Source organism: Roseateles sp. GW821-FHT09B06, from assembly GCF_059418245.1.
In genome coordinates this window covers 218,459-237,426 of sequence record NZ_JBWKPM010000003.1, presented here as the reverse complement: position 1 = coordinate 237,426, position 18,968 = coordinate 218,459, and the positions used below count along the sequence as shown (strand labels likewise).

Annotated in this window: 22 protein-coding genes; 16 read left to right on the top strand and 6 right to left on the bottom strand. The window is 70.4% G+C overall.

The genetic code is table 11. The annotated features are described in order from the left end of the window. The first annotated feature begins 135 nt into the window (after positions 1-135). The 3 genes from ribA (at position 136) to AC07OQ_RS04450 (ending at position 2,668) form a co-directional block, all read left to right on the top strand. A complete protein-coding gene (gene ribA, locus AC07OQ_RS04460) occupies positions 136-759 on the top strand; it encodes a GTP cyclohydrolase II (protein WP_495051934.1) in 624 nt (207 codons plus the stop codon). Between the two features lie 232 nt (positions 760-991). Next, positions 992-2,071 carry a porin gene (locus tag AC07OQ_RS04455; protein WP_495051883.1) on the top strand — a complete coding sequence of 360 codons (1,080 nt, stop codon included), beginning with the start codon at positions 992-994 and terminating at the stop codon, positions 2,069-2,071. Positions 2,072-2,284: 213 nt separating this feature from the next. Further along, a complete protein-coding gene (locus AC07OQ_RS04450; protein ID WP_495051882.1) occupies positions 2,285-2,668 on the top strand; it encodes a response regulator in 384 nt (127 codons plus the stop codon). 2 nt (positions 2,669-2,670) lie between these two features. Here AC07OQ_RS04450 and AC07OQ_RS04445 read toward each other — a convergent pair whose 3' ends face one another. Beyond that, positions 2,671-3,303, bottom strand: coding sequence for a response regulator (locus AC07OQ_RS04445; RefSeq protein WP_495051881.1), 633 nt, complete (start codon positions 3,301-3,303; stop codon positions 2,671-2,673). Between the two features lie 39 nt (positions 3,304-3,342). Between AC07OQ_RS04445 and AC07OQ_RS04440 the strand changes: the two genes are divergently transcribed. From AC07OQ_RS04440 to AC07OQ_RS04420, 5 genes are all read left to right on the top strand, one after another. Next, the gene (locus AC07OQ_RS04440; RefSeq protein WP_495051880.1) at positions 3,343-4,710 is read left to right on the top strand and encodes a CHASE3 domain-containing protein; all 1,368 of its coding nucleotides are present in this window, start codon (positions 3,343-3,345) and stop codon (positions 4,708-4,710) included. Positions 4,711-4,838: 128 nt separating this feature from the next. Then, positions 4,839-5,003 (top strand): DUF1328 domain-containing protein, encoded by a 165-nt coding sequence (locus AC07OQ_RS04435; protein WP_495051933.1) that lies wholly within the window; start codon positions 4,839-4,841, stop codon positions 5,001-5,003. 37 nt (positions 5,004-5,040) lie between these two features. Continuing rightward, the gene (locus AC07OQ_RS04430; protein WP_495051879.1) at positions 5,041-5,283 is read left to right on the top strand and encodes a hypothetical protein; all 243 of its coding nucleotides are present in this window, start codon (positions 5,041-5,043) and stop codon (positions 5,281-5,283) included. 61 nt (positions 5,284-5,344) lie between these two features. After that, positions 5,345-5,500: a hypothetical protein gene (locus tag AC07OQ_RS04425; protein WP_495051878.1), complete on the top strand. Its 156-nt coding sequence runs from the start codon at positions 5,345-5,347 to the stop codon at positions 5,498-5,500. A 23-nt stretch (positions 5,501-5,523) separates the two neighbouring features. Continuing rightward, complete coding sequence (locus AC07OQ_RS04420; protein ID WP_495051877.1) at positions 5,524-6,003, top strand: YqcI/YcgG family protein; 480 nt, start codon at positions 5,524-5,526, stop codon at positions 6,001-6,003. Positions 6,004-6,062: 59 nt separating this feature from the next. Here the strand turns inward: AC07OQ_RS04420 and AC07OQ_RS04415 are convergent, their stop codons facing one another. From AC07OQ_RS04415 to AC07OQ_RS04400, 4 genes are all read right to left on the bottom strand, one after another. Continuing rightward, complete coding sequence (locus tag AC07OQ_RS04415; RefSeq protein ID WP_495051876.1) at positions 6,063-6,632, bottom strand: hypothetical protein; 570 nt, start codon at positions 6,630-6,632, stop codon at positions 6,063-6,065. Between the two features lie 109 nt (positions 6,633-6,741). Further along, positions 6,742-8,676 (bottom strand): AsmA family protein, encoded by a 1,935-nt coding sequence (locus AC07OQ_RS04410; RefSeq protein WP_495051875.1) that lies wholly within the window; start codon positions 8,674-8,676, stop codon positions 6,742-6,744. 47 nt (positions 8,677-8,723) lie between these two features. Then, on the bottom strand, positions 8,724-8,903 hold the full coding sequence (locus AC07OQ_RS04405; protein WP_495051874.1) for a hypothetical protein: 180 nt from the start codon (positions 8,901-8,903) through the stop codon (positions 8,724-8,726). Positions 8,904-8,927: 24 nt separating this feature from the next. Continuing rightward, positions 8,928-9,155 carry a YMGG-like glycine zipper-containing protein gene (locus AC07OQ_RS04400; RefSeq protein ID WP_495051873.1) on the bottom strand — a complete coding sequence of 76 codons (228 nt, stop codon included), beginning with the start codon at positions 9,153-9,155 and terminating at the stop codon, positions 8,928-8,930. A 248-nt stretch (positions 9,156-9,403) separates the two neighbouring features. Between AC07OQ_RS04400 and AC07OQ_RS04395 the strand changes: the two genes are divergently transcribed. The 4 genes from AC07OQ_RS04395 (at position 9,404) to AC07OQ_RS04380 (ending at position 13,938) form a co-directional block, all read left to right on the top strand. Then, the gene (locus tag AC07OQ_RS04395) at positions 9,404-9,907 is read left to right on the top strand and encodes a DUF2306 domain-containing protein (protein ID WP_495051872.1); all 504 of its coding nucleotides are present in this window, start codon (positions 9,404-9,406) and stop codon (positions 9,905-9,907) included. Positions 9,908-10,001: 94 nt separating this feature from the next. Continuing rightward, on the top strand, positions 10,002-10,286 hold the full coding sequence (locus AC07OQ_RS04390) for a LysR family transcriptional regulator (protein WP_495051871.1): 285 nt from the start codon (positions 10,002-10,004) through the stop codon (positions 10,284-10,286). Positions 10,287-10,437: 151 nt separating this feature from the next. Continuing rightward, a complete protein-coding gene (locus AC07OQ_RS04385) occupies positions 10,438-11,766 on the top strand; it encodes an HD-GYP domain-containing protein (protein WP_495051870.1) in 1,329 nt (442 codons plus the stop codon). Between the two features lie 81 nt (positions 11,767-11,847). Continuing rightward, positions 11,848-13,938, top strand: coding sequence for an FUSC family protein (locus tag AC07OQ_RS04380; protein WP_495051869.1), 2,091 nt, complete (start codon positions 11,848-11,850; stop codon positions 13,936-13,938). Between the two features lie 23 nt (positions 13,939-13,961). Here AC07OQ_RS04380 and AC07OQ_RS04375 read toward each other — a convergent pair whose 3' ends face one another. After that, positions 13,962-14,399 carry a hypothetical protein gene (locus AC07OQ_RS04375; RefSeq protein WP_495051868.1) on the bottom strand — a complete coding sequence of 146 codons (438 nt, stop codon included), beginning with the start codon at positions 14,397-14,399 and terminating at the stop codon, positions 13,962-13,964. 172 nt (positions 14,400-14,571) lie between these two features. On the opposite strand from AC07OQ_RS04375, the gene AC07OQ_RS04370 reads away from it, so the two are divergent. The 4 genes from AC07OQ_RS04370 to AC07OQ_RS04355 all read left to right on the top strand — a co-directional run bounded on the left by AC07OQ_RS04370 (position 14,572) and on the right by AC07OQ_RS04355 (position 18,920). Next, on the top strand, positions 14,572-15,237 hold the full coding sequence (locus AC07OQ_RS04370) for a hypothetical protein (protein WP_495051867.1): 666 nt from the start codon (positions 14,572-14,574) through the stop codon (positions 15,235-15,237). 207 nt (positions 15,238-15,444) lie between these two features. Further along, positions 15,445-16,140 carry a dienelactone hydrolase family protein gene (locus AC07OQ_RS04365; protein WP_495051866.1) on the top strand — a complete coding sequence of 232 codons (696 nt, stop codon included), beginning with the start codon at positions 15,445-15,447 and terminating at the stop codon, positions 16,138-16,140. 83 nt (positions 16,141-16,223) lie between these two features. Beyond that, positions 16,224-16,544, top strand: coding sequence for a hypothetical protein (locus AC07OQ_RS04360; RefSeq protein ID WP_495051865.1), 321 nt, complete (start codon positions 16,224-16,226; stop codon positions 16,542-16,544). A 201-nt stretch (positions 16,545-16,745) separates the two neighbouring features. Next, positions 16,746-18,920, top strand: coding sequence for a TonB-dependent siderophore receptor (locus tag AC07OQ_RS04355; RefSeq protein ID WP_495051864.1), 2,175 nt, complete (start codon positions 16,746-16,748; stop codon positions 18,918-18,920). The last annotated feature ends 48 nt before the right edge of the window (positions 18,921-18,968 follow it).

Genomic DNA, 18,968 nt, shown 5'->3' with positions numbered 1-18,968 from the left:
GATGCCGGGCAGACCGAGCTCGGACCCGGCCGGCACGGGATCGGGCAGCATGGGCACGGAACAGCGGGCGGCGCTACCATAGCTGCCCTGCGCGCCGCGTCGGCGCGCCACTGCCAGACCCTGCCCAGCGTGACCCTGCCCTCAGACTCCACCACCGCCGCGCCCGCTTCCGTGCAACGCGTCTCCACGGCCCGCCTGCCCACCAAGCATGGCGAGTTCATGGTTCATGTCTATCAGGCGGCCGACCATCCCGACGAGCATGTGGTGATCGTCAAGGGCGAGGTGGCGCGCCCCGAGGTGCTGTTGCGCATGCATTCGGAATGCTTCACCGGCGACATCCTCGGTTCGCTGCGCTGCGACTGCGGCGAGCAGTTGGCGCTGGCCCTGGAGCGCATCGAGGCCGAGGGTGGCATCGTGATCTATCTGCGCGGCCACGAAGGACGCGGCATCGGCCTGGGCCAGAAACTGCGTGCCTATGCGCTGCAGGACAAGGGGCTGGACACGGTCGAGGCCAATCTGGCCCTGGGCCTGCCGATCGACAGCCGGCGCTTCGACGCCGCCGCCGACATCCTGCGCGATCTGGAGGTGCGGTCGGTGCGTCTGATGAGCAACAACCCCTTCAAGGTCGCCGCGCTGCACGAGCTGGGCATTGAGGTGGTGGCCCGGGAGCGCCACGAGGTCGAGTCCAACGAGGAAAGCGGCCGCTACCTCAAGACCAAGCGCGAGAAGCTGGGCCACCAGCTGCACATGCTGCCCTGAGCGGCCCAATATGTCCCGTTTTGGGGCAATGTGTGCGAATATCGTTCCAATGGGACGCCTTATTCCATTTCAAGCCTCTTTATTGACTCTGAATTTGGAACGCTGCATTCCGAATTTCCGGGCTTATCTGGGTTAACCCTAGGCGATCTAATTTGCGCCGCGGGGGTCAGAGGACACCTGCGCGCCAAGAGCCGACCCATCGGCGGCTCGCAACAAATCGAAGGACAAGCTCATGAAGTACAAGACTTTCGCCCTCTCTGCGCTGGCTCTGGCAGCCAGTTCCGTCGCCGTCGCCCAGTCCTCGGGCACCCAGGTCACGCTGTACGGTGTCGTCGACGCCAATGTGCAGTATCTGGACGGCGCTTCCAAGCTGACCCGCGTGCAGTCGGGCGGCCTGTCGGGCTCGCGCTTCGGCATCCGTGGCAGCGAAGATCTGGGCGGCGGTTTGCGCGCCTTCTTCGTGCTGGAGTCGGGCATCAACCTCGACGACGGCACCACCGGCCAAGGCGCCTTCTGGGGCCGCCAGGCCTTCGTCGGCCTGGCCACGCCTTACGGCAAGGTCTCGCTGGGTCGCCAGTACGGCAGCGTCTACACGCTGACCAGCGACTTCAGCCAGTTCTCCAACAACAGCTTCGGCGCCAGCACGAACGTGATCGGCGGCTTCGGCGGCTATGAGCCGGTGCGCGGCAGCACCAACTCGGCCACCGGCAACGGCGGTCCGGCCCGCGTCAACAACTCGGTCAAGTTCGAATCCGAGAACTACAGCGGCTTCAGCGCCGGTGCCTTGTGGGGCATGGGCGAGGTGGCCGGCGGCACGACCGACAACCGCGTCGCCGACATCTATGGCCGCTACACCCAGGGTGGCTTCGACGCGATGCTGTCCCTGGTGGACGACAAGGCCGAGGTGATCGGCCAGGACATCCGCACGGTCTCGGCCGCGGCCGCCTACAACTGGGGCGCCTACCGCTTCAACGGCGGCGTGCTGCAGGTCAACGACCGCGGCACCGCCGACAAGGACGGCACCGGCTACTGGCTGGGCGCCAGCTACCGCCTCGGCTCGCACCTGTTCAAGACCCAGTACGTCGAAAGCAAGACCGACGGCAAGCTGGCCGATGGCAAGACCCAGGCCCTCGGCGTCGGCTACCAGTACGACCTGTCCAAGCGCACCAACCTGTACTCCTCGCTGACGCGCTTCAAGAACGAAGGCATCGGCTACAGCAACCGTGCCGCCAGCAGCCTGCCGGCCGGCCTGACCTCGGCCACCGACCGCAACCTCACCGAAGTCGTGGCCGGTATCCGCCACAGCTTCTGACGGGCCGCCAACCAGAGAGCAGTCTCCTTGGTTCGCGGTCTGAGCGGTCGCGATCCATTTCCAACCCACCCCTGACGGGGTGGGTTTTTTTCTTCCGCCCGCGGCGCGCTGTAGGTGCCGTCCTACCGGCGCATCAGCGCCGCCCGCTGGCGAAGGCGCCGCAGTTCCGGATAATGTTCGAGACGCGCGCTCCAGCGCGATGCCGAGATTGCCATGTGCGCGCTGAGATGTTTTCTGGTCGAAGACAGCCCCACGATAAGGGCCGAATTGATCGCGGCTCTGGAAGAGATGCTGCCGTTGAAGGTGCTGGCCTGGGCCGACACCGAGCAGGGCGCTCGCGACTGGCTGACCCAGCCCGACAACGACTGCGAGCTGGTCCTGATCGACCTGTTCCTGAAGAGCGGCTCCGGCATGGGCGTGCTCGCCCATGCGGCGACGCAGCAGCATGGCGCCAAGCGGGTGGTGCTGAGCAACTACGCCACACCGGACGTGCGCCGGCGCTGTCTGGCGATGGGCGCCGACCAGGTGTTCGACAAGTCCAGTGAGATCGAGGAACTGCTGGACTACTGTCGCGGCCTGTGCAGCGCCACGCAGTGAGGCTACTGGATCAGGCCGTTCTTCAGCGCGTAGTAGGTCAGGTCGCTGTTCGAACCCAGCTTCATCTTCTCCAGCACCCGGCTGCGATAGGTGCTGACGGTCTTCACGCTCAAGCACATGCTGTCGGCCATCGCGCTGACCGTCTCGCCCTTGGCCAGGCGCAGGAAGACCTGCAGCTCGCGCTCGGACAGCTGCTCGTGCGGCAGCTTGTCGGTATCGCCGCTCAGCCCCTCGGCCAGCAGCTCGGCCACCGCCGGCGTGATGTAGCGCCGCCCGCGCGCCACCGTGCGGATTGCCGTCAGGATGTCCTCGGGATCGCATTCCTTGTTCAGATAGCCCGCCGCGCCCTGGCGCAGCAGGGTCGTCGCGTAATGCGCCTCCGGAAAACCGGACAGGATCAGCACCGGCAGATCGGGCGCGCGCGCCTTGATCGCGGCCAGCGCGTCGACCCCGCCATGCTCGGGCATCGACAGATCCATCACCAGCACATCCAGATCGCCGCCGCGCAGCAGCTCCAGCGCTTCGCGCCCGTTGGACGCCTCGCCGGTGACTCGCAGATCCACCTGTTCCGCCAGATACTGGCGCAACCCGGCACGCACAATGGCGTGGTCATCAACGATGGCGACACGAATCATGGATTGGGTCACTCAGTCAGGATCGGGGAAGTTTAGGCCATGAACAGGAATGAAATCGACTGGTCCCAGCGGCTGCGACGCAGTGCCTACATCTTTCCGGCCGCCGTGCTGGCCGCAGCCGCGATGCTCAGCATCAGCGAAAGCAGCTACACGCGGGCCCGCGACACCCTCAATGACCTGACCCAGATGGGGCGCGCCCGGCTGCTGATCTTCAGCGTCAAGCAGCGCACCGTCGACGCCGAATCGGCCCAGCGCGGCTACCTGCTGACGCGCCGGCGCGAATATCTGGCGCCCTACGAAGAGGCCAACGAGGACCTGAACCGCTCGCTGCGGGCGCTGCGCCAGCATTACGAGAGCCTGCAGGATCGCCATGCCAAGGAGCTGCACCAGCAGCTGGAGCTGGCGGTCGGCACCAAGATGGGCGAGCTGGCCGAAGTGCTGAAGCGCCAGGACGCCGGCCGCGCCGACAGTGCGCTGGACCTGATCGGCTCGGGCCTGGGCCGCGACCAGATGGAGCTGATCCGTGCGGGCGCCGAACAGCTGCTGCACCTGGAGAACCAGCGCATCGTCAACGGCCTGCAGGCCGTGATCGACGCGCTGCTGCTCAGCCGCATCGGCGTCGCCACCCTGACGGCGCTGAGCCTGCTGGGCCTGACCCTCTACGTGCGCCAGGGCCGGACCCTGGACGAACAGCGCGAACAGCAGGCCCGCGCCATCGAGGCCGAGCGCGACCACCTGGAGGTCGAGGTACGGCGCCGCACCGAGGAGCTGACCCAGCTGGCCGAGCATCTGCAGAGCGCACGCGAGGACGAGCGCCAGCGCCTGGCGCGCGAGCTGCACGACGAACTGGGCGCGCTGCTGACCGCCGCCAAGCTCGACGCCGCCCGCATCAAGCCCAAGCTCGTCGGTCTGGGACCAGAGGCGCTGGAACGCCTGGCCCACCTGACCGACACGCTCAACAGCGGCATCGCGCTGAAACGCCGCATCATCGAGGACCTGCGGCCTTCCTCGCTGTCCAACCTGGGCCTGCTGCCGGCGCTGGAGATTCAGGCGCGCGAGTTCGCCGAGCGCCTGGACGTGCAGGTGCACAGCGAGCTGGAGGCCGTGCCGCTGACGCCGCGCGCCGAGCTGACGGTCTACCGATTGGTGCAGGAGGGTTTCACCAACATCGCCAAGTACGCCCAGGCCAGCGAGGTGCGGGTACTGCTGAAGGCGCAGGGCGCGCAGGCCCTGGTCGAGGTCAGCGACAACGGACGCGGCTTCGACCCCGCGCTGCAGCCCCACTCCAGTCACGGCCTGCTGGGCATGCGCTATCGCGTCGCCTCCGAGGGCGGCAGCTTCCGGGTCGAGAGCGCGCCGGGTCGAGGCACCCGCCTGATCGCCCGGCTGCCCCTGAAAACCCTGTAGGCCCGCACCTACGCGGCCAGGCGGACGCGCCTCACAGCGGCGCGCGCCGCCGGCCGGTGGACCGACCCGGGCCCGGCTCTTAGAGTGGAACCATGGTGGCGCCGCCGCCTTCAACCAAGGACTTCACCATGCTGCACTACGCCCTTGTGTTCTTCCTGATCGCCCTGGTTGCGGCCGTGTTCGGCTTCGGTGGCATCGCCGCCGGCGCCGTCGGCATCGCCAAGGTGCTGTTTTTCCTGTTCGTGCTGATGGCCTTGGTCAGCTTCATCGTCGGCCTGGTTCGCCGGGGCTGACGCCGTCCGTACAGCGAACAGTAAAGAAAGGAAAATCATGAAAACCGATGTCCATACCCAAACCGCTGTCGTCGAGAAGGTGCATGATCTGGCTCAACGCGGTCTGAACGGCATGCGCGAGCGCTCCGAAGCCTTGCTGCAGGGCGCCCAGCATGCCGGCCAGCGCGGCGTGGCCTATGTGGAGCGGGCACCCGTCAAGTCGGTATTGCTGGCCGTCGCCGCCGGGGCCGTGTTGAGTGCAGCACTGGGGCTGGTGCTGCGCTCGCGTCTGCATCACTGAGCTCGGAAGACCCACCCGGCCCCGGCCGGGCGGCAGCGCAGGACCCTTCGTGGAGCCGATCATGAAGCACCCCCATCCCCGCCTTCAGCTGGGCATCTATCCGCTGGTCTGCGCCATCAGCCTGGCCTTGCTGCCGCTGCAGCCGAGTTCCGAGCCGGTGCTGCTCAGTGGCGATCTGAGCGAACTGACCCTGGTGGCCGTGGCCGCCGAATTCTGACCCTCCCGGCCCAGGACCTTGCCATGCCAGTCATTCCGGACGATCTGCGCCAGCCGACCTGCACCGAGGCGCTGAGCCCCGCGATGCGCCACTACCTGCATGACCGCATCAGTCTGGCCACGGGCCATACCGAGGCCTGCCGCATGCGCCTGTACCAATGCGTCAGCGATGACGGCAGCGCCCGCGCGCTGGCCGAGGATTTGCTGGAGTTCGCCAGCAGCAAGCAGCCCCAGGCCTTTGCCGCGGTGTTTGAATGCCCGCCGCAAGCGAGCGAGCGCGGCTTTGTGCGCACGATCAAGCAGCATCTCGGGCTGATGAGCGAGATCGAGCCACGCATCCGCACGCTGCAGGTTGCCGCGGGCGATGCGGCGGAAGAGGACGATGAGTTCCGTCTGCGCGTGCTCGATCACGAACTGCACCTGACCGCCCTGCACCCCGACGCCGGCCGCCTGTCGCGCGTGCTGCCCTGCCCGGTGCTGCTGTTCCAGCGTCTGCACGCCTGAGCAAGCGCTGCAGGCCCGCGCCACCCCCAAGCGCCCGCGGCAGCGGGCGCTTCCAATTCTCAGAACGAGCTGTGGTAGTACAGCGCGAGACCGCCGCCACGCGGCTTGAGCATGAAGCGGCTATGGCTGTCGATCTCCAGCCGCAGCCCGCTTCGCAGCGCGCTGACCGTCGGATTGGGCGCGGGATGCAACTGCAGGCTGACCCGCAGGCCCTGCGCCTCGGCTTGGGCGGCGCCGGGCAGGGCCGCCGCCGCGACGGGCGCCGATTCCAGCGGCGTGGTCAGCTCAATGCGGGCATGCCGACTTAGGTCCATGGCCAAGCCCATATGCAGGCTGGTCGGCGGCCTGTGCCAGGGCTGAGGCGGTAGCGCACCGGGGCCGGCATCGCTCTCGGCCCGCCTCGCCTGGCCGCGCGCCTGCAGACCCAGCGACAACGCACCGCGCCGCGCCCACAAGCTCTGTTGCAGATTCACGGCCATCGGCGTCTGCGCGGCCAAGGCCGCGCTGCCTTGCAGCGTCACGGGCGGGAGCGCATCGTCGGCCGCGCCCTGTCCGAGCGCCACACCAGCGCAACCCAGCAGTCCCACAAGGCAGGATCCGACATAGCGCTTGACGGGGCGAACGTCCATGGTGGCAGTCCGGAAATCGATGCAGAAAGCTTAACGCTCGCCGTCTCGCGGTACCAGCGGCGCAGGAGGCATGACCGTGTGAAACTGGACCGACGGCATCCCATCCCCCTCAACCGCGGGGCAGCAGACGCCGGCAGGCCTGCTGCAGCTCGGTGGCGCCGCTGCCCATGTCCATCAGCGGCAGCACCGCCGCCAGCGGGCTCACCGCCGCGGCCAGCACCGCCGCGGGTAGCAGCCGACGCGCCACGCCGCCGGGCTCGAGCGCCAGACGCGGCGCGCTTAAGGGGCCGTCGACCCGGATCGGGCTGCGCAGCGACAGCGGCGAGAAGTCCTTGGGCGCCACTTGCAGGCGCAGCGCCAGTTGCTCGCTGGCCAGCGAAAGCTGCCCCTCGGCCCACAGCGTCGAGTCGGGCGTGTCCAGCACCAGCACGCGCGGCTGCACCCGGCCCTGGCTGATGCGCAGATCGGCCACCGCGCATTGCAGCGCCAGCGCGTCGTCACCGCGCAACCAGACGCCCAGGCCTTCGGCCACGTCGATGCCCGCGGCCTCGATGGCCAGGTGCGAGAGCGTGCCGCCCGGCAGATAGGCCAGCACCCGGCCCTCGGCCGACGCCAGCAGCTCCGCGGTGGAGCGGCCCTGGCCGCTGAGCCGCAGCCTGCCGTTCAGCTCGCCGGCCACATAGGGCGGCTGGTTGCGCGGACGCTGCTGGCGCAGCCAGCGCTCGAGCTGCAGCCCGCTCCAGTCGAGTTCGGTGCGCCACAGCGCGCGCCTTGCGTCGCGCCCGTCTAGCTCGATGCGCCCGCCGATGCGGCCGCGCGCGGTGCGCAGGTCGAGCTGCTCCAAGGTCAGCACCCCGTCCTCCAGGCGCAGCCGGCCGCGCGCCGGCGCCACCGTCTCGGCAAAGGCCTGGCCCAGGTCAAGGCGCTGCAATGCCAGCGCCACGTCGGCATCCATGGCGCGCAGCGCAGGCAGATCGAAGTGCCGGTCGGGCAGCAGCCTTGCACCGGGCGGCTTGGGCGGGGCCTCGGCGGGCACGCCGATGGTGGGGCCCAGATCGGCAAACCACAGCGAGGCGCCGCCCAGCCGGCCGCTCAGCCGCGGCCGCGGCCCGTCGCTGCGGTAGACGAAGCTGCCGTTGAGCCGGCTGCGGCCCAGCAGCGCCTGCACCACGTCGGTCTGCCAGCGCTCGCCATCGTGGCTCAGCAGCCCATGGGCGCGGAAGGGCGCGGTGCTCGGCAGGGTCACGCCCAGCGGATCGCCGATCGCGGCCAGCGACGGCCCGTCCAGCCGGTAGCTGCCGCTCAGCCCCTGCAGTCCCGGCAGTTCGCGCAGGCTGCCATCGAAATCGAAGGCAACCCTCTCGGTGCGCAGGCTCAGCTGCACGGGAACCGCCCCCTCGCCGCCATTCACCCAGGGCAGCTGCCGTGAGCTCGTCAGGGTCGCGGTCAGCGGCTTGTGGCGGTAGCGACCCTCGGCCCGCGCGGTCAGGCCGGCCGCCGACACGCTGAAGTCGATGCCGGCCGCCATCACCAGGGGCTTGTCGTCGATACGCACCCGGCCATGCTCCAGCGCCAGCTTTTCAAGCCGCAGCAGGGGCGGGGCTGCGCGGTCGGGCGGCCTCGCCTCACCGGGCTTTTGCAGCTCCCAGCTGGCGCGGCCATCGGGGTCGCGATAGAGATCGGCGCGCAGCTCGCGGGCACCCAGGGCGGCCACCGTCAGCGTGCCCCGTCCCTGCCAGTCCCACAGGTCGCTGTAGCGCAACTGCAGTTCCACGCCTTCGGCTTCCAGCGTCGGAGGATCCGGCCGCCAGGACGGGCCGCCGATCTGCAGCAGACCGGCACGCAAGCGCACCCCGGGCCACAGGCTCAGCCGCAGCGGCGCCGCTTCGCCCTCGGGCAGGAACCGCACCTCGCGGCCCAGACGTGTTGCCAGTTGCTCGGCCAGTGGCTGGGCCAGCCAGGGCCAGCCGCGCCATTCGCCAAAGGCCAGGCCGGCGCCCAGCAGCAGGGCCGGCAGCAGCACCAGGGTGACAAGGCGCTTCATGGCGTCGGTCGGGGCTGAGACTCATCGGCCGGCCCGCGAGCCGGCGCTCAGTCGCCGGATGCGGCGGCCCCGCCGGCCTCATCCGCGGTGGCGAGGAAGGGAAACGCCCCCTCGTAGCCCAGCGGGGGATCGGAGCTCGCCGGATCGGTCTGCAAGGACCAGGACGATGGCGGCTCGGCCAAGGGCCAGGACTGCAAGGGGTTCCAATGAGGGCCGGGTGCGTTCATGGCAACTCCTATTCAGGCAGATATTCAGCGGCGCTTCTTGCCGAGTTCGTTGCCGACGACCCCGCCCACCACCGCCCCCCCGACGGTGCCGGCCGTGCTGCCGCCGGTGGCGGCCGCGCCGACCACGCCGCCCACAGCGGTTCCGACCGCGGTGCTGACCTCGCGCTGGCTCATGCTGGCGCAGGCGCTCAGGCCCAGCGTCAGTACGGCGACGCTGCAGACGAAGGGAAGTCGAATGAGCTTGCTGTTCATGAGGGACTCCTGGTCCGATAAGGGATGACTGCAGTCTGGCCGCCGGACGGCAGGGCGGGAATCGGCCGAAGGCGCGGGGCGCTGTCGGACTGCGCCGACAGACAATCCGGGCTAACCCTCTCTCTCGCCGGGGAGAGCCGGAACAGCCCAAGGGGGCACATGACGGGACGGCCGGCCTGCCCAACAATCGGCCACATCGAATCACGCCGCGCTTTGCGGCCCGGACCTTCAATTCAAAGGAGAGCGCCATGTTCGGACTGTCCCCCCTGGGCACCCTGCACACCGCCATCAGCCTGGTCGCGGTGGCGGCGGGCCTGATTGCGCTGCTGCGCGACCGGCAGATCATTTCCGGCAACACCCTGGGCCGGATCTATGTCATCGCCACCCTGCTGACCTGCCTGACCGGCTTCGGCATCTTCAACCACGGCGGCTTCGGCAAGGCCCATGTGCTGGGCATCGTCACGCTGCTCGTGCTGGCCGCGGCCTGGAGCGCCGGCCGGCTGGGTCTGTTCGGTGCCGCCGCACCCTATGTGGAGGTGGTGGGCTACTCGGCCACCTTCTTCTTCCACATGATTCCCGGCGTCACCGAGACGACGATCCGGCTGCCGGTCGGCAAGCCGCTGTTCAGCGGCCCCGACGACCCCGGCCTGCAGCCGATCGCCGGCGGGCTGTTCCTGCTGTTCCTGGTCGGCGCCACCTTGCAGGTGCTGCGCATGAAGCGCGCGCGCCGCCAGGGCACGGCCTTCGTCTAGAACGGATCGCTGGCCGGCGGCTCGGCGCCATCGCATGTCAGGCCCCGGGCGCTCCATTCGCAAGTCCATTCGGAAGAGGCGCGCATGCGCCGCGATGCGCGCCTTCGTGCGGGTGGCGGAGGCCGGCACCTTCGTGCGCGCGGCGGAATCGCTGGACCTGCCTAAGGCCACCGTGACCCGGCCGATCCAGACCCTGGAGCAGGAGCCGGGCAGCAGGCTGCTGAACCGCAGCACCCGCAAGGTCATGGTGACCGGCGAGGGTTCGATCTACTACGAGCGCGCACGCATCCTCCGCAAGGCCACCGAGCGCTGCTTTCCGGCGAGAATCGGTCTCGGCCTGAGCCCATCAAATCCCCGGCGCGGTGATTCCGCCCACTGATGCCCGCGAGCGCGACCCGAGGCGGACCCGCATCGGTCTGCCGGGGCGGACACAAGCCGTTGAGGACAAGACACCCCGCTCCGCGCCGTCGCACCGCGGTCTCGGGGGACGAACACGATCTGCGAGACAAGGGACCGAGAAGGGACTGAGGATGGACGCGACGCCGATCCCGGAGGACCTCGAGCTGGCGCGCGACCGCGCCAACCCCCATTACCTGCAGCATATGGCGCAGACCGCCGAGCACCGCGAGGTCCAGGCGAGCGAGGACATCCTCAGCGGCAGCGGCGTCAAGCTGCTGGCCAAGGGCGCCCGCATCGGCCCGCGCATGCGCGAACAGCTGCTGCTGCACAAGCTGGCCAAGCCGCTGGAGGACTGCGTGCGCATCGTCGACGGCGTGATGCCGCAGAGCCTGGAGCCCATCGCGGCCGACCTGCTGGAGCGTCACGCGCTGCTCGCCAGCATCTGCCGGCACGAGCGCGCCGAGCCGGTCGCGGCCACCCTCGCCGGCCTGCCGCTGTCCGTGCCGGTGCAGTCGTTGCTGACCCTGTATGCCGACTTCCAGCGCGATCGTCTGCCGCACTGCGTGGGCGTGGCCATGCTCTGCCTGGCGCTGGCACGCCGCCTGATGCCCGGCGAGTTCGAGCAGCACCGGCTGCTCGCGATCGCGGGTCTGCTGCACGATGTCGGCGAGCTCTACATCGACCCGGAGCATCTGCGGGCCCAGCAGCCGATGCGCCCCGAGATCTGGCGCCACATCGCCAGCCATCCGGTCATCGGCTACCGGGTGCTGCGCGAGATGCAGGGCGCCGGCAGGGTCGTGGCGGAAGCGGTGCTGAACCACCATGAGCGACTCGACGGCTTCGGCTATCCGCGCGGCATCGCCGACGCGCAGTTCACGCTCGACGGCCAGATCCTGGCCACCTCCGAATGGCTGATGGGACTGATCGAGAGCGGTCAGGCGCCGCTGGCCCGCGCCAGCGTGGTCAGCAAGCTGATGCCCGGAGAGTTCGGCGTACCGCTGCAGACCGTGCTCGCGCAGGCCGACGTCGAGCAGTTCAGCGATCTGCCCGACACCCCGCAGGCCCTGGACGAGGCGCTCGCCGAGCTGGAGCAGGTGATGGAGACGCTGGCGCGCTTTCGCGAGCTGCGCGCCGGTGGCGCGGCCCGGCTGGAGGGCGCGAGCCCGGCGCTGCGCCGCATCTTCGAGCAGGCCGTGGCGCGCATGCAGCGCATCCAGGCCGCGTTCTCCAGCAGCGGGCTCGACTTCGCCGCCAGCCCGCGGCGCATCGTCGCCGAACTGAAGGCCCTGCGCGACCCGCAGGCGCATCTGGAGCTGCAGGTGCTGGCGCGGGAATTCGGCTGGCGCCTGCGCGAGCTGGAGCGCGAGGCGCTGCTGCGGGCCGGCCTGCTGGGCGACGCCGATCTGGCCCTGATGACCGAGGTGATGCGGTCGCTGGGCCTTGCGCCCGCGGCCGAATAGCGCCCGAGTAGCGCCCGAGTAGCGGCCGAGCGGCGGCGCCGACCGGGCTATGCTGGCGGCACCGCCACCCGCGCCCGCCCGATGCTCACGCCGCGCCTGCCCGCCCATGTCCTGAACGGCCTCACCGTCGCCCTGGGCATCGGCCTGCTGCAGCTGCTGTTCACCGGCCTGGCCGGCGCGCAGATCGCCCAACTGGCGGTCAGCGGGGCGATCTTCGCCAGCCTGGCCGATCTGCCGACCACCCTGTCGCGCAGCTGGGGCCGGGTGCTGGCCGCTGGCCTGGCCGGCACCCTGGCCGCGCTGCTGATCGCGGCGCTGCGGCCCTGGCCGGCGGCCGTGGGCCTGGCGATCGCCCTGCTGGGCTTCGTTTCGATGCTGAGCCTGGCCTGGGGACCGCGGGCCGGGCCGCTGTCCTTCGCGGCGGTGCTGTCCATCGTCTTCACGATGGCGCATCCACCGGCTTCCGATCCGCTGGCCGAGGCGCTGCGTCTGGCGCAATGGCACGCCCTGGGTGCGCTGGCCTATCTGGCCTGGTCGCAGATCGTGCTGGCGCTGCTGCAGCGCCGCTACCGCCGGCTGGCCCTGGCGGCGGCGCTGGCGGCCACGGCGCGCCTGCTGCGGGCGCGCGCCGCGCTGCTGGACCTGGCGCCCTCGCCGGCCGAGGGCCGGGAGTTGCCCACCTGGCTGCGGGAAGAAGCCCAGCTCGCCGAGCGCCTGCAGAGCGCCCGCGACCTGCTGTTCGCCGCGCCGGACACGCCGCGCGCGCGCCGCGAGAGCGCGATGCTGCTGCGCGTCATCGACCTGCGCGACATCCTGCTGGCCAGCCGGCTCGATCTGGAGCTGCTGGGCAGCGACGCGCTGGCCCGCGAGGTGCGCGCCGCCGTCGCCGCACGGCTGGCGCTGCTGGCCGAGCGGCTGGAGCGGGCGGTCATGCGGCTGCAGGGAGGCCATGCCGATCCGGCCGACACCGAGCCGGCGCCGCTGCTGGCAGCGCTGAGCATGGACGCTGCCGACCCGCGCGCGCGCCTGCTGCCGGCGCTGGCCGACCGGCTGCGCCATCTGGACGATGACCTGCGCCAGATCCACGCCCTGCTGGACGGCGCGCCGGCCAGGCTGCCGCTGTCTGACCAGGAGCTGCGCCTGTTCGTCGCGCCCGAGGGCTGGCCCCTGTCGGCCCTGCGCGATCACCTGAGCCAGGCCTCGCCGGTGCTGCGCCATGCGCTGCGCTTCGGCCTGGCGCTGGGCAGCGCCTATGCGATCGCGCTGGCCCTGCCCTGGACCTCGCATCCGCAATGGCTGGTGCTGAGCGTGGCCGTGGTGCTGCGCGGCAATCTGGAACAGACCCTGGCGCGGCGCAATGCCCGCGTCGGCGGCACGCTGCTGGGCTGCCTGCTGGTGCTGGCGCTGGCCCAGCTGCCCAGCGATGCCTGGACCAGCCTGGTGTTCCTGGCCGCGGTGGGTCTGGCGCATGGCTTCGCGCTCGAGCGCTACCTGGTCACCGCGGTGGCCGCCACCGTGATGGCCCTGCTGCAGCAGCACCTGGTGCATCCCGAGGCCGGCTTCCCCGTGGTCGAGCGCCTGGCCGACACCCTGCTGGGCGCTCTGCTGGCCTGGGCCTTCAGCTTCGTCCTGCCCTCCTGGGAGCGCCGCCTGCTGCCGCGGGTCATCGAGCGCGCGCTGGCGGCGCTGCGCGCCTACGCGCACCAGGCGCTGGCCAGCGAGGGCGCCGCCCGCCAGCGTCTGGCGCGCCGCCAGGCCTACGACGCGCTCGGTGCCCTGGGGGCGGCGCTGCAGCGCGGCGCGGCCGAACCCGAGCATGTGCGCTTGCCGCTGCGCGAGATCGCCGGCCTGCTGGACCATGGCCAGCGCCTGATGGCGCATCTGTCGATGGTGCGGCTGATGCTGGCGCGGCGCGGCGCCGAGCTGGCCGATCCGGCGGCCGCGCTGGCGCTGCGCGAGGCCGACGCCGCGCTGCAGGCGGCGTTAGCGGGCGACGCGCCGCCGGCCGCCGATGCCGCGCCGGCCGCCCCTGGCCTGGAGCTGCTGCCGCAGCGGCCGCCGGCCCAGGACCTGCTGCCTTGGCTGTTGCGCCGCCTGCAGGTCAGCGTGCACGACGGCCGCCAGGTGCGGGCGGCGGCGCACGCGGCACAGCGGGCCCTGCGCCGCGACTAGGCTGAATCGACATTCAGCCTAGCTCAGTGCAGCTCGCGCGCGCCGTGCAGCAGGCGCTCGGGCGCGCGGCCCAGCCAGTCGGCCGGGCGTTCGTCGTCCAGCCAGGGCTTGGGCTCGGCGAACCAGCTCAGGCGCGGCCAGGCACCCGGCGGCAGGGCCTGCAGCAGCGCCTCCAGCTCGGGCCGCAGCTCCATGCTCGGACGCCGGAACTGGAACATCGGCAGCCAGCGCTGCCCCTCCCATTCGAACCACAGCATGCGCGCCCAATCCGGCGCCCGGACCAGTTCGCGCTCGCGCAGCAGGCCGCCGGTCCGGCGGAACGCGCACATCAGCGCCACGAAGGCGGCGTCGCTGACCGCGCCGGCACGGCCATCGCCGCGGCGTCGACCCTCGCCCAGCGGGGCGATCGAGGGCGTCGCCAAGGGACGATGGGCCGGGGTAGGGGCTTCGGCATGCTGCATGGCAGACTCCTGACGGGGCGATGCAGCGACTATGGGCGCCGGCCGACCCGACGACGTCCGCCAAGAGACGGACAATGGCTACTCCATTGGAGGCAGATCGGAACAAGACCCCAGGGCCTGCGGGCACGGCGGTTTCTACCGACAATGCCCTCCCGCAAGAAAGATGCTCACGATGCACGCCCTCCGCAAGCCCCCCTTTTCACTGCAACAGGCCTGGCCGGCCCTGCTGCCGCCCCTGATCGCGATTCTCTCCTCGCTGCTGCTGTGGCTGACCCTGGCTCCCGCCGATGTGATGCGGGTGATGGTCGAGGGCGGCCCGGTGGAGCGTCTCAGCGAATGGGGCTATATGGCGCTGGCCGCGGCCATGTGGCTGGCAGCGCCGCCGCGCGAAGAGCGGCGCGGCTGGCTGGCCGTCACGGTGCTGCTGCTGGCCGCCGCCGCGCGCGAGATGGACTGGCACAAGCATTGGACCGGCGTCAGCATCTTCAAGGTGAGCTACTACCTGCACCCCGGTCCCTGGCTGCCCAAGCTGATCGCCCTGGCCATCCTGGCCCTGGTCGTGCTGGCCGCCTGGCACTGGCTGCGCCAGCCCTTGCAGGCCTGGCTGGGGCCGGTGGCCCAGGTCTTCTTCGCCATGCTGATCGTCTCCAAGGTCCTGGACCGCGCGATCAACCTGCTGGCCGAGGACTGGGGGGTGCATACCTCGGAGAGCATCCATGCGCTGGTCTCCGCGCTGGAGGAAACGCTGGAGATGAGCCTGCCGCTGATCGCAGCCTACGGCCTGTGGTGCTATGCGCGGCGCTGGCGCACCCGCCCGGTCGCGCTGGCCGCGGGCTAGCGCGCGAAGGCGAGCGCTTCCAAGCCGGGCCGCGGCGGGAACGGGAGCGGCGGACATGATGGTCGCCCGCGGCCCGGCCACGATGCGGACGAGCAGCGACTCACTCCTTGGGACAAGGCCCGGCCCTCCCGCGGTACCGATGGCGCGCCCGGGCGACTCGCGGCATGCTAGGGCCCTTTACTCATCCGCGAGCAAGGGGAAACAGCCATGGGCGAACGCATCACCATCACCACGCCGGCCGGCAATTTCGGCGCCTACCTGGCCCGTCCGGCCGCGGCGCGAGCGCCGGCCATCGCCGTCATGCAGGAGATCTTCGGCATCAACGCCGACATGCGCGCGACCTGCGACCGGCTCGCGGCCCAGGGCTTCCTGGCCGCCTGCCCCGACCTGTTCTGGCGCCTCGAACCCGGGGTCGAGCTGACCGACGGCAGCGAGGCCGAATGGCAGAAGGGCTTCGCGCTCTACCAGGCCTTCGACTTCGACGCCGGCGTCACCGATGCCGCCGCCACCCTGGACTTCCTGCGCACCCTGCCCGGCAGCACCGGCAAGGTCGGCATCGTCGGCTATTGCCTGGGCGGGCTGATGAGCTTCCGCACCGCGGCGCGCCACGCCCCGGACGCGGCGGTGGCCTATTACGGCGGCGGCACCGAACGCTATGTCGAGGAGGGCCGCGACATGCAGAGCCCGCTGCTGATGCACCTGGCCGGCGCGGACGAGTACATGTCCGCCGAGGCCCAGGCCCAGATCCGCGCCACGCTGGGCGGCAAGCCCAATATCGAGATCCACACCTATCCCGGCTGCCAGCATGCCTTCGCGCGCAACCAGGGCCAGCATTACGACGCCGAGGCGGCCGCGCTGGCCAATGCCCGCACGCAGAGCTTTTTCCAGCAGCACCTGCTTTGATCCGGGCAATGCCGGGCGCAGGCCGGGGAGCCTTGAAGCCCGGCGCGGCGGCCCCATGTGGAGTGACAGAGAGGTCACCGATCATGCAAGCCCAAAGCCAACTGAAACTGCCGCAGCGGCTGCACAGCCTGGCCGCGATGGCCGCGCTGCTGGAACGACTGGACCGCCAGGCCGGCAACGCCAGCGCGGCGCAGTACCGCGAGGTGGCGTTGCGCGTCGGCCAGATGCTGGAACTGGCCGAATCCGACATGCACCTGGACCGGCTGCTGGCCCTCGCGCCGGCCACCGCCGAGTTGTACGAAAACCTCAACTACGCACAAGCCGGCCTGTGCCGCTCGCCGCTGGAGGCGGCCACCGAGGCCGAGTTGCTGACCCGGCAGCTGATCGAACGCGCGCGCCGCTGAGTCGAAGCCCCGCGCCCCACTGTTGGGCGCGCGCCACCCTGTTTGCCGCAAAACAGGTGATAGGAATCATTCTCAAATAAGATCCTGCGCCGAGCCCGGACCCGCGTCCGGGCCGTGAGCCAGCTCTTCGCCAGCCAAGTCGCCATGGCACCGCAGCCCCGCGCTGCCGCGCCGTCCGCCCTGATGCCGGAGCTCCTCACGATGACGAATTACCCCCTGCCCGCGCCGCGCCCGCACGCCCGCGCCCTTGCCGCCGCCCTGCTGCTGTGCGGCACCCCGCTGACGCCCTGGGCGCAGCAAACGCCCCAGGCCCAGGACGCCATGGCCGATGCCCTGCCGGTGGTGCGCGCCAAGGCCGCCGCCGAGACCGAGAGCGCCACCGGCCCGGTGCTCGGCTATGCCGCCAAGCGCAGCGCCACCGCCACCAAGACCGACACGCCGCTCAACGAGGTGCCGCAATCCATCTCGGTGATCACGGCCGACCAGATCCGCGACCAGAACGCGCAGACCATGCAGGAGGTGCTGCGCTACAGCGCCGGCGTGCGCTCCGAGATGTATGGCCTGGACAACCGCGGCGACTGGTTCTCGCTGCGCGGCGGCAGCGAGGGCTCCACGCTACTGGACGGCCTGCGCCTGCCGCTGACCGGCTGGTACGGCGTGGTGCGCAACGAGCCCTATGCCTTCGAACGCATCGAGGTGCTGCGCGGCCCGGCCTCGGTGGTGGCCGGCCAGAACGGCCCCGGGGGCGTGGTCAATCTGGTGTCCAAGCGGCCGCAAGCGGAGAGCCTGCGCGAGCTGGGCATCCAGCTGGGCAGCGACAGCCACAAACAGATCTACACCGACCTGGGCGGCGCGCTGAACAGCGACGCCAGCCTGACCTATCGGCTGGTGGCCCTGGTGAAGGACAGCGACACCCAGGTGGAGCATGCCTTCGACAAGCGCCGCTTCCTGGCTCCCTCGCTGAGCTGGCAGCCGGCGGCCGGCAGCAAGCTGACCGTCTACGGCGAATACCAGAAGGACGAGACCGGCAATACCAATGCCTTCTTCCCGATCGAGGGCACGCTGCGCCCCGGCCCGCACGGCTATCTGTCGCCGCACACCTTCATCGGAGAGCCCGACTGGGACCGCTACGGCGGCGAGCGCAAGCGCCTGGGCTATGAATGGGAACAGCGCCTGAACGAGCAGTGGAAGCTGAGCCACCGCCTGCGCCACGACCGCATCGACGGCCGGATGCGCACCATGTATGCCGCCTGGTGGCTGGGCTACGCCGACGCCACCGGCGCGCCGGACCCGAACGGCCGCTACATGAACCGCATCTGGTACGCCACCGACGACACCGGCCGCATCACCAACACCGACCTGCTGCTGGAAGGCAAGCTGAAGTTCGGCGCCACGCAGCACAGGCTGCTGCTGGGCGTCGACGCGATGCGCTCGCGCAGCACGCAGAAGAGCTGGGAGGACGCGGCCACGCCGCTGAATGTCTACGACCCGGTGTACGGCAGCTTCGCGCTGCCGGTCCTGCCCGACGTGGAGGCCACGGTCAGCCGAGTGCGCCAATGGGGCCTGATCGCCCAGGACCAGATCAAGTTCGGCCAGCAATGGGTGCTGGTGGCCGGCCTGCGCCACGACAAGGCGCGCAGCGGCGACGCTCGGAAGGACTCGGCCAGCTCGAAGAACCTGGGCCTGGTGCACCTGATGGACGGCGGCTGGTCGCCCTATGCCAGCTACTCGGAGTCCTTCGAGCCGGTGGGCGGCACCGACGCCGCCGGCAAGGCCTTCAAACCCAAGCGCGGCAAGCAGGTGGAGGCCGGCCTGAAATGGGCCCCGGGAAATCGCAACATCACGGCCGCCGCCGCGCTCTACCAGCTGGAGGAAACGAACCGCCTCAGCACCGACCCGCTGAATGTCGGCTTCTCGGTGCAGCGCGGCAAGGTGAAGGTGAAGGGGCTGGAGCTCGAGCTGAACGCCAGCCTGCGCGCCTGGGACCTGATCGCCAGCTACAGCCATATGGACGCGCGCCAGTCCGAGGTCAGCAGCGAGGACGTCCGCTACCTGGACAAGCAGCTCAGCGGCATCCCCAGGCATTCGGCCTCGCTATGGGCCCTGCACCGGCTCGACGCCTACGGCCTGAGCGGTTTCAAGGCCGGTGCCGGCCTGCGCTATGTGGGCAAGACCAGCGACGGCGTGGACATCACGACCACGCCGTCCTACACGCTGGTGGACCTGATGGTCTCCTGGGACCGGGGCCCCTGGCATGCGGCGCTGAACATCGCCAATGTCGGCGACAAGACCTATATCGCGACCTGCCTGGAGCGCGGCGACTGCTGGTACGGCAGCCAGCGCCGGGCGGTGGCCTCGCTGGCCTATCGATGGTGAGCGTGGCGCCGGGCGGCGCGCGTCGGGCAAGTCTGACAAGCGGGCGGC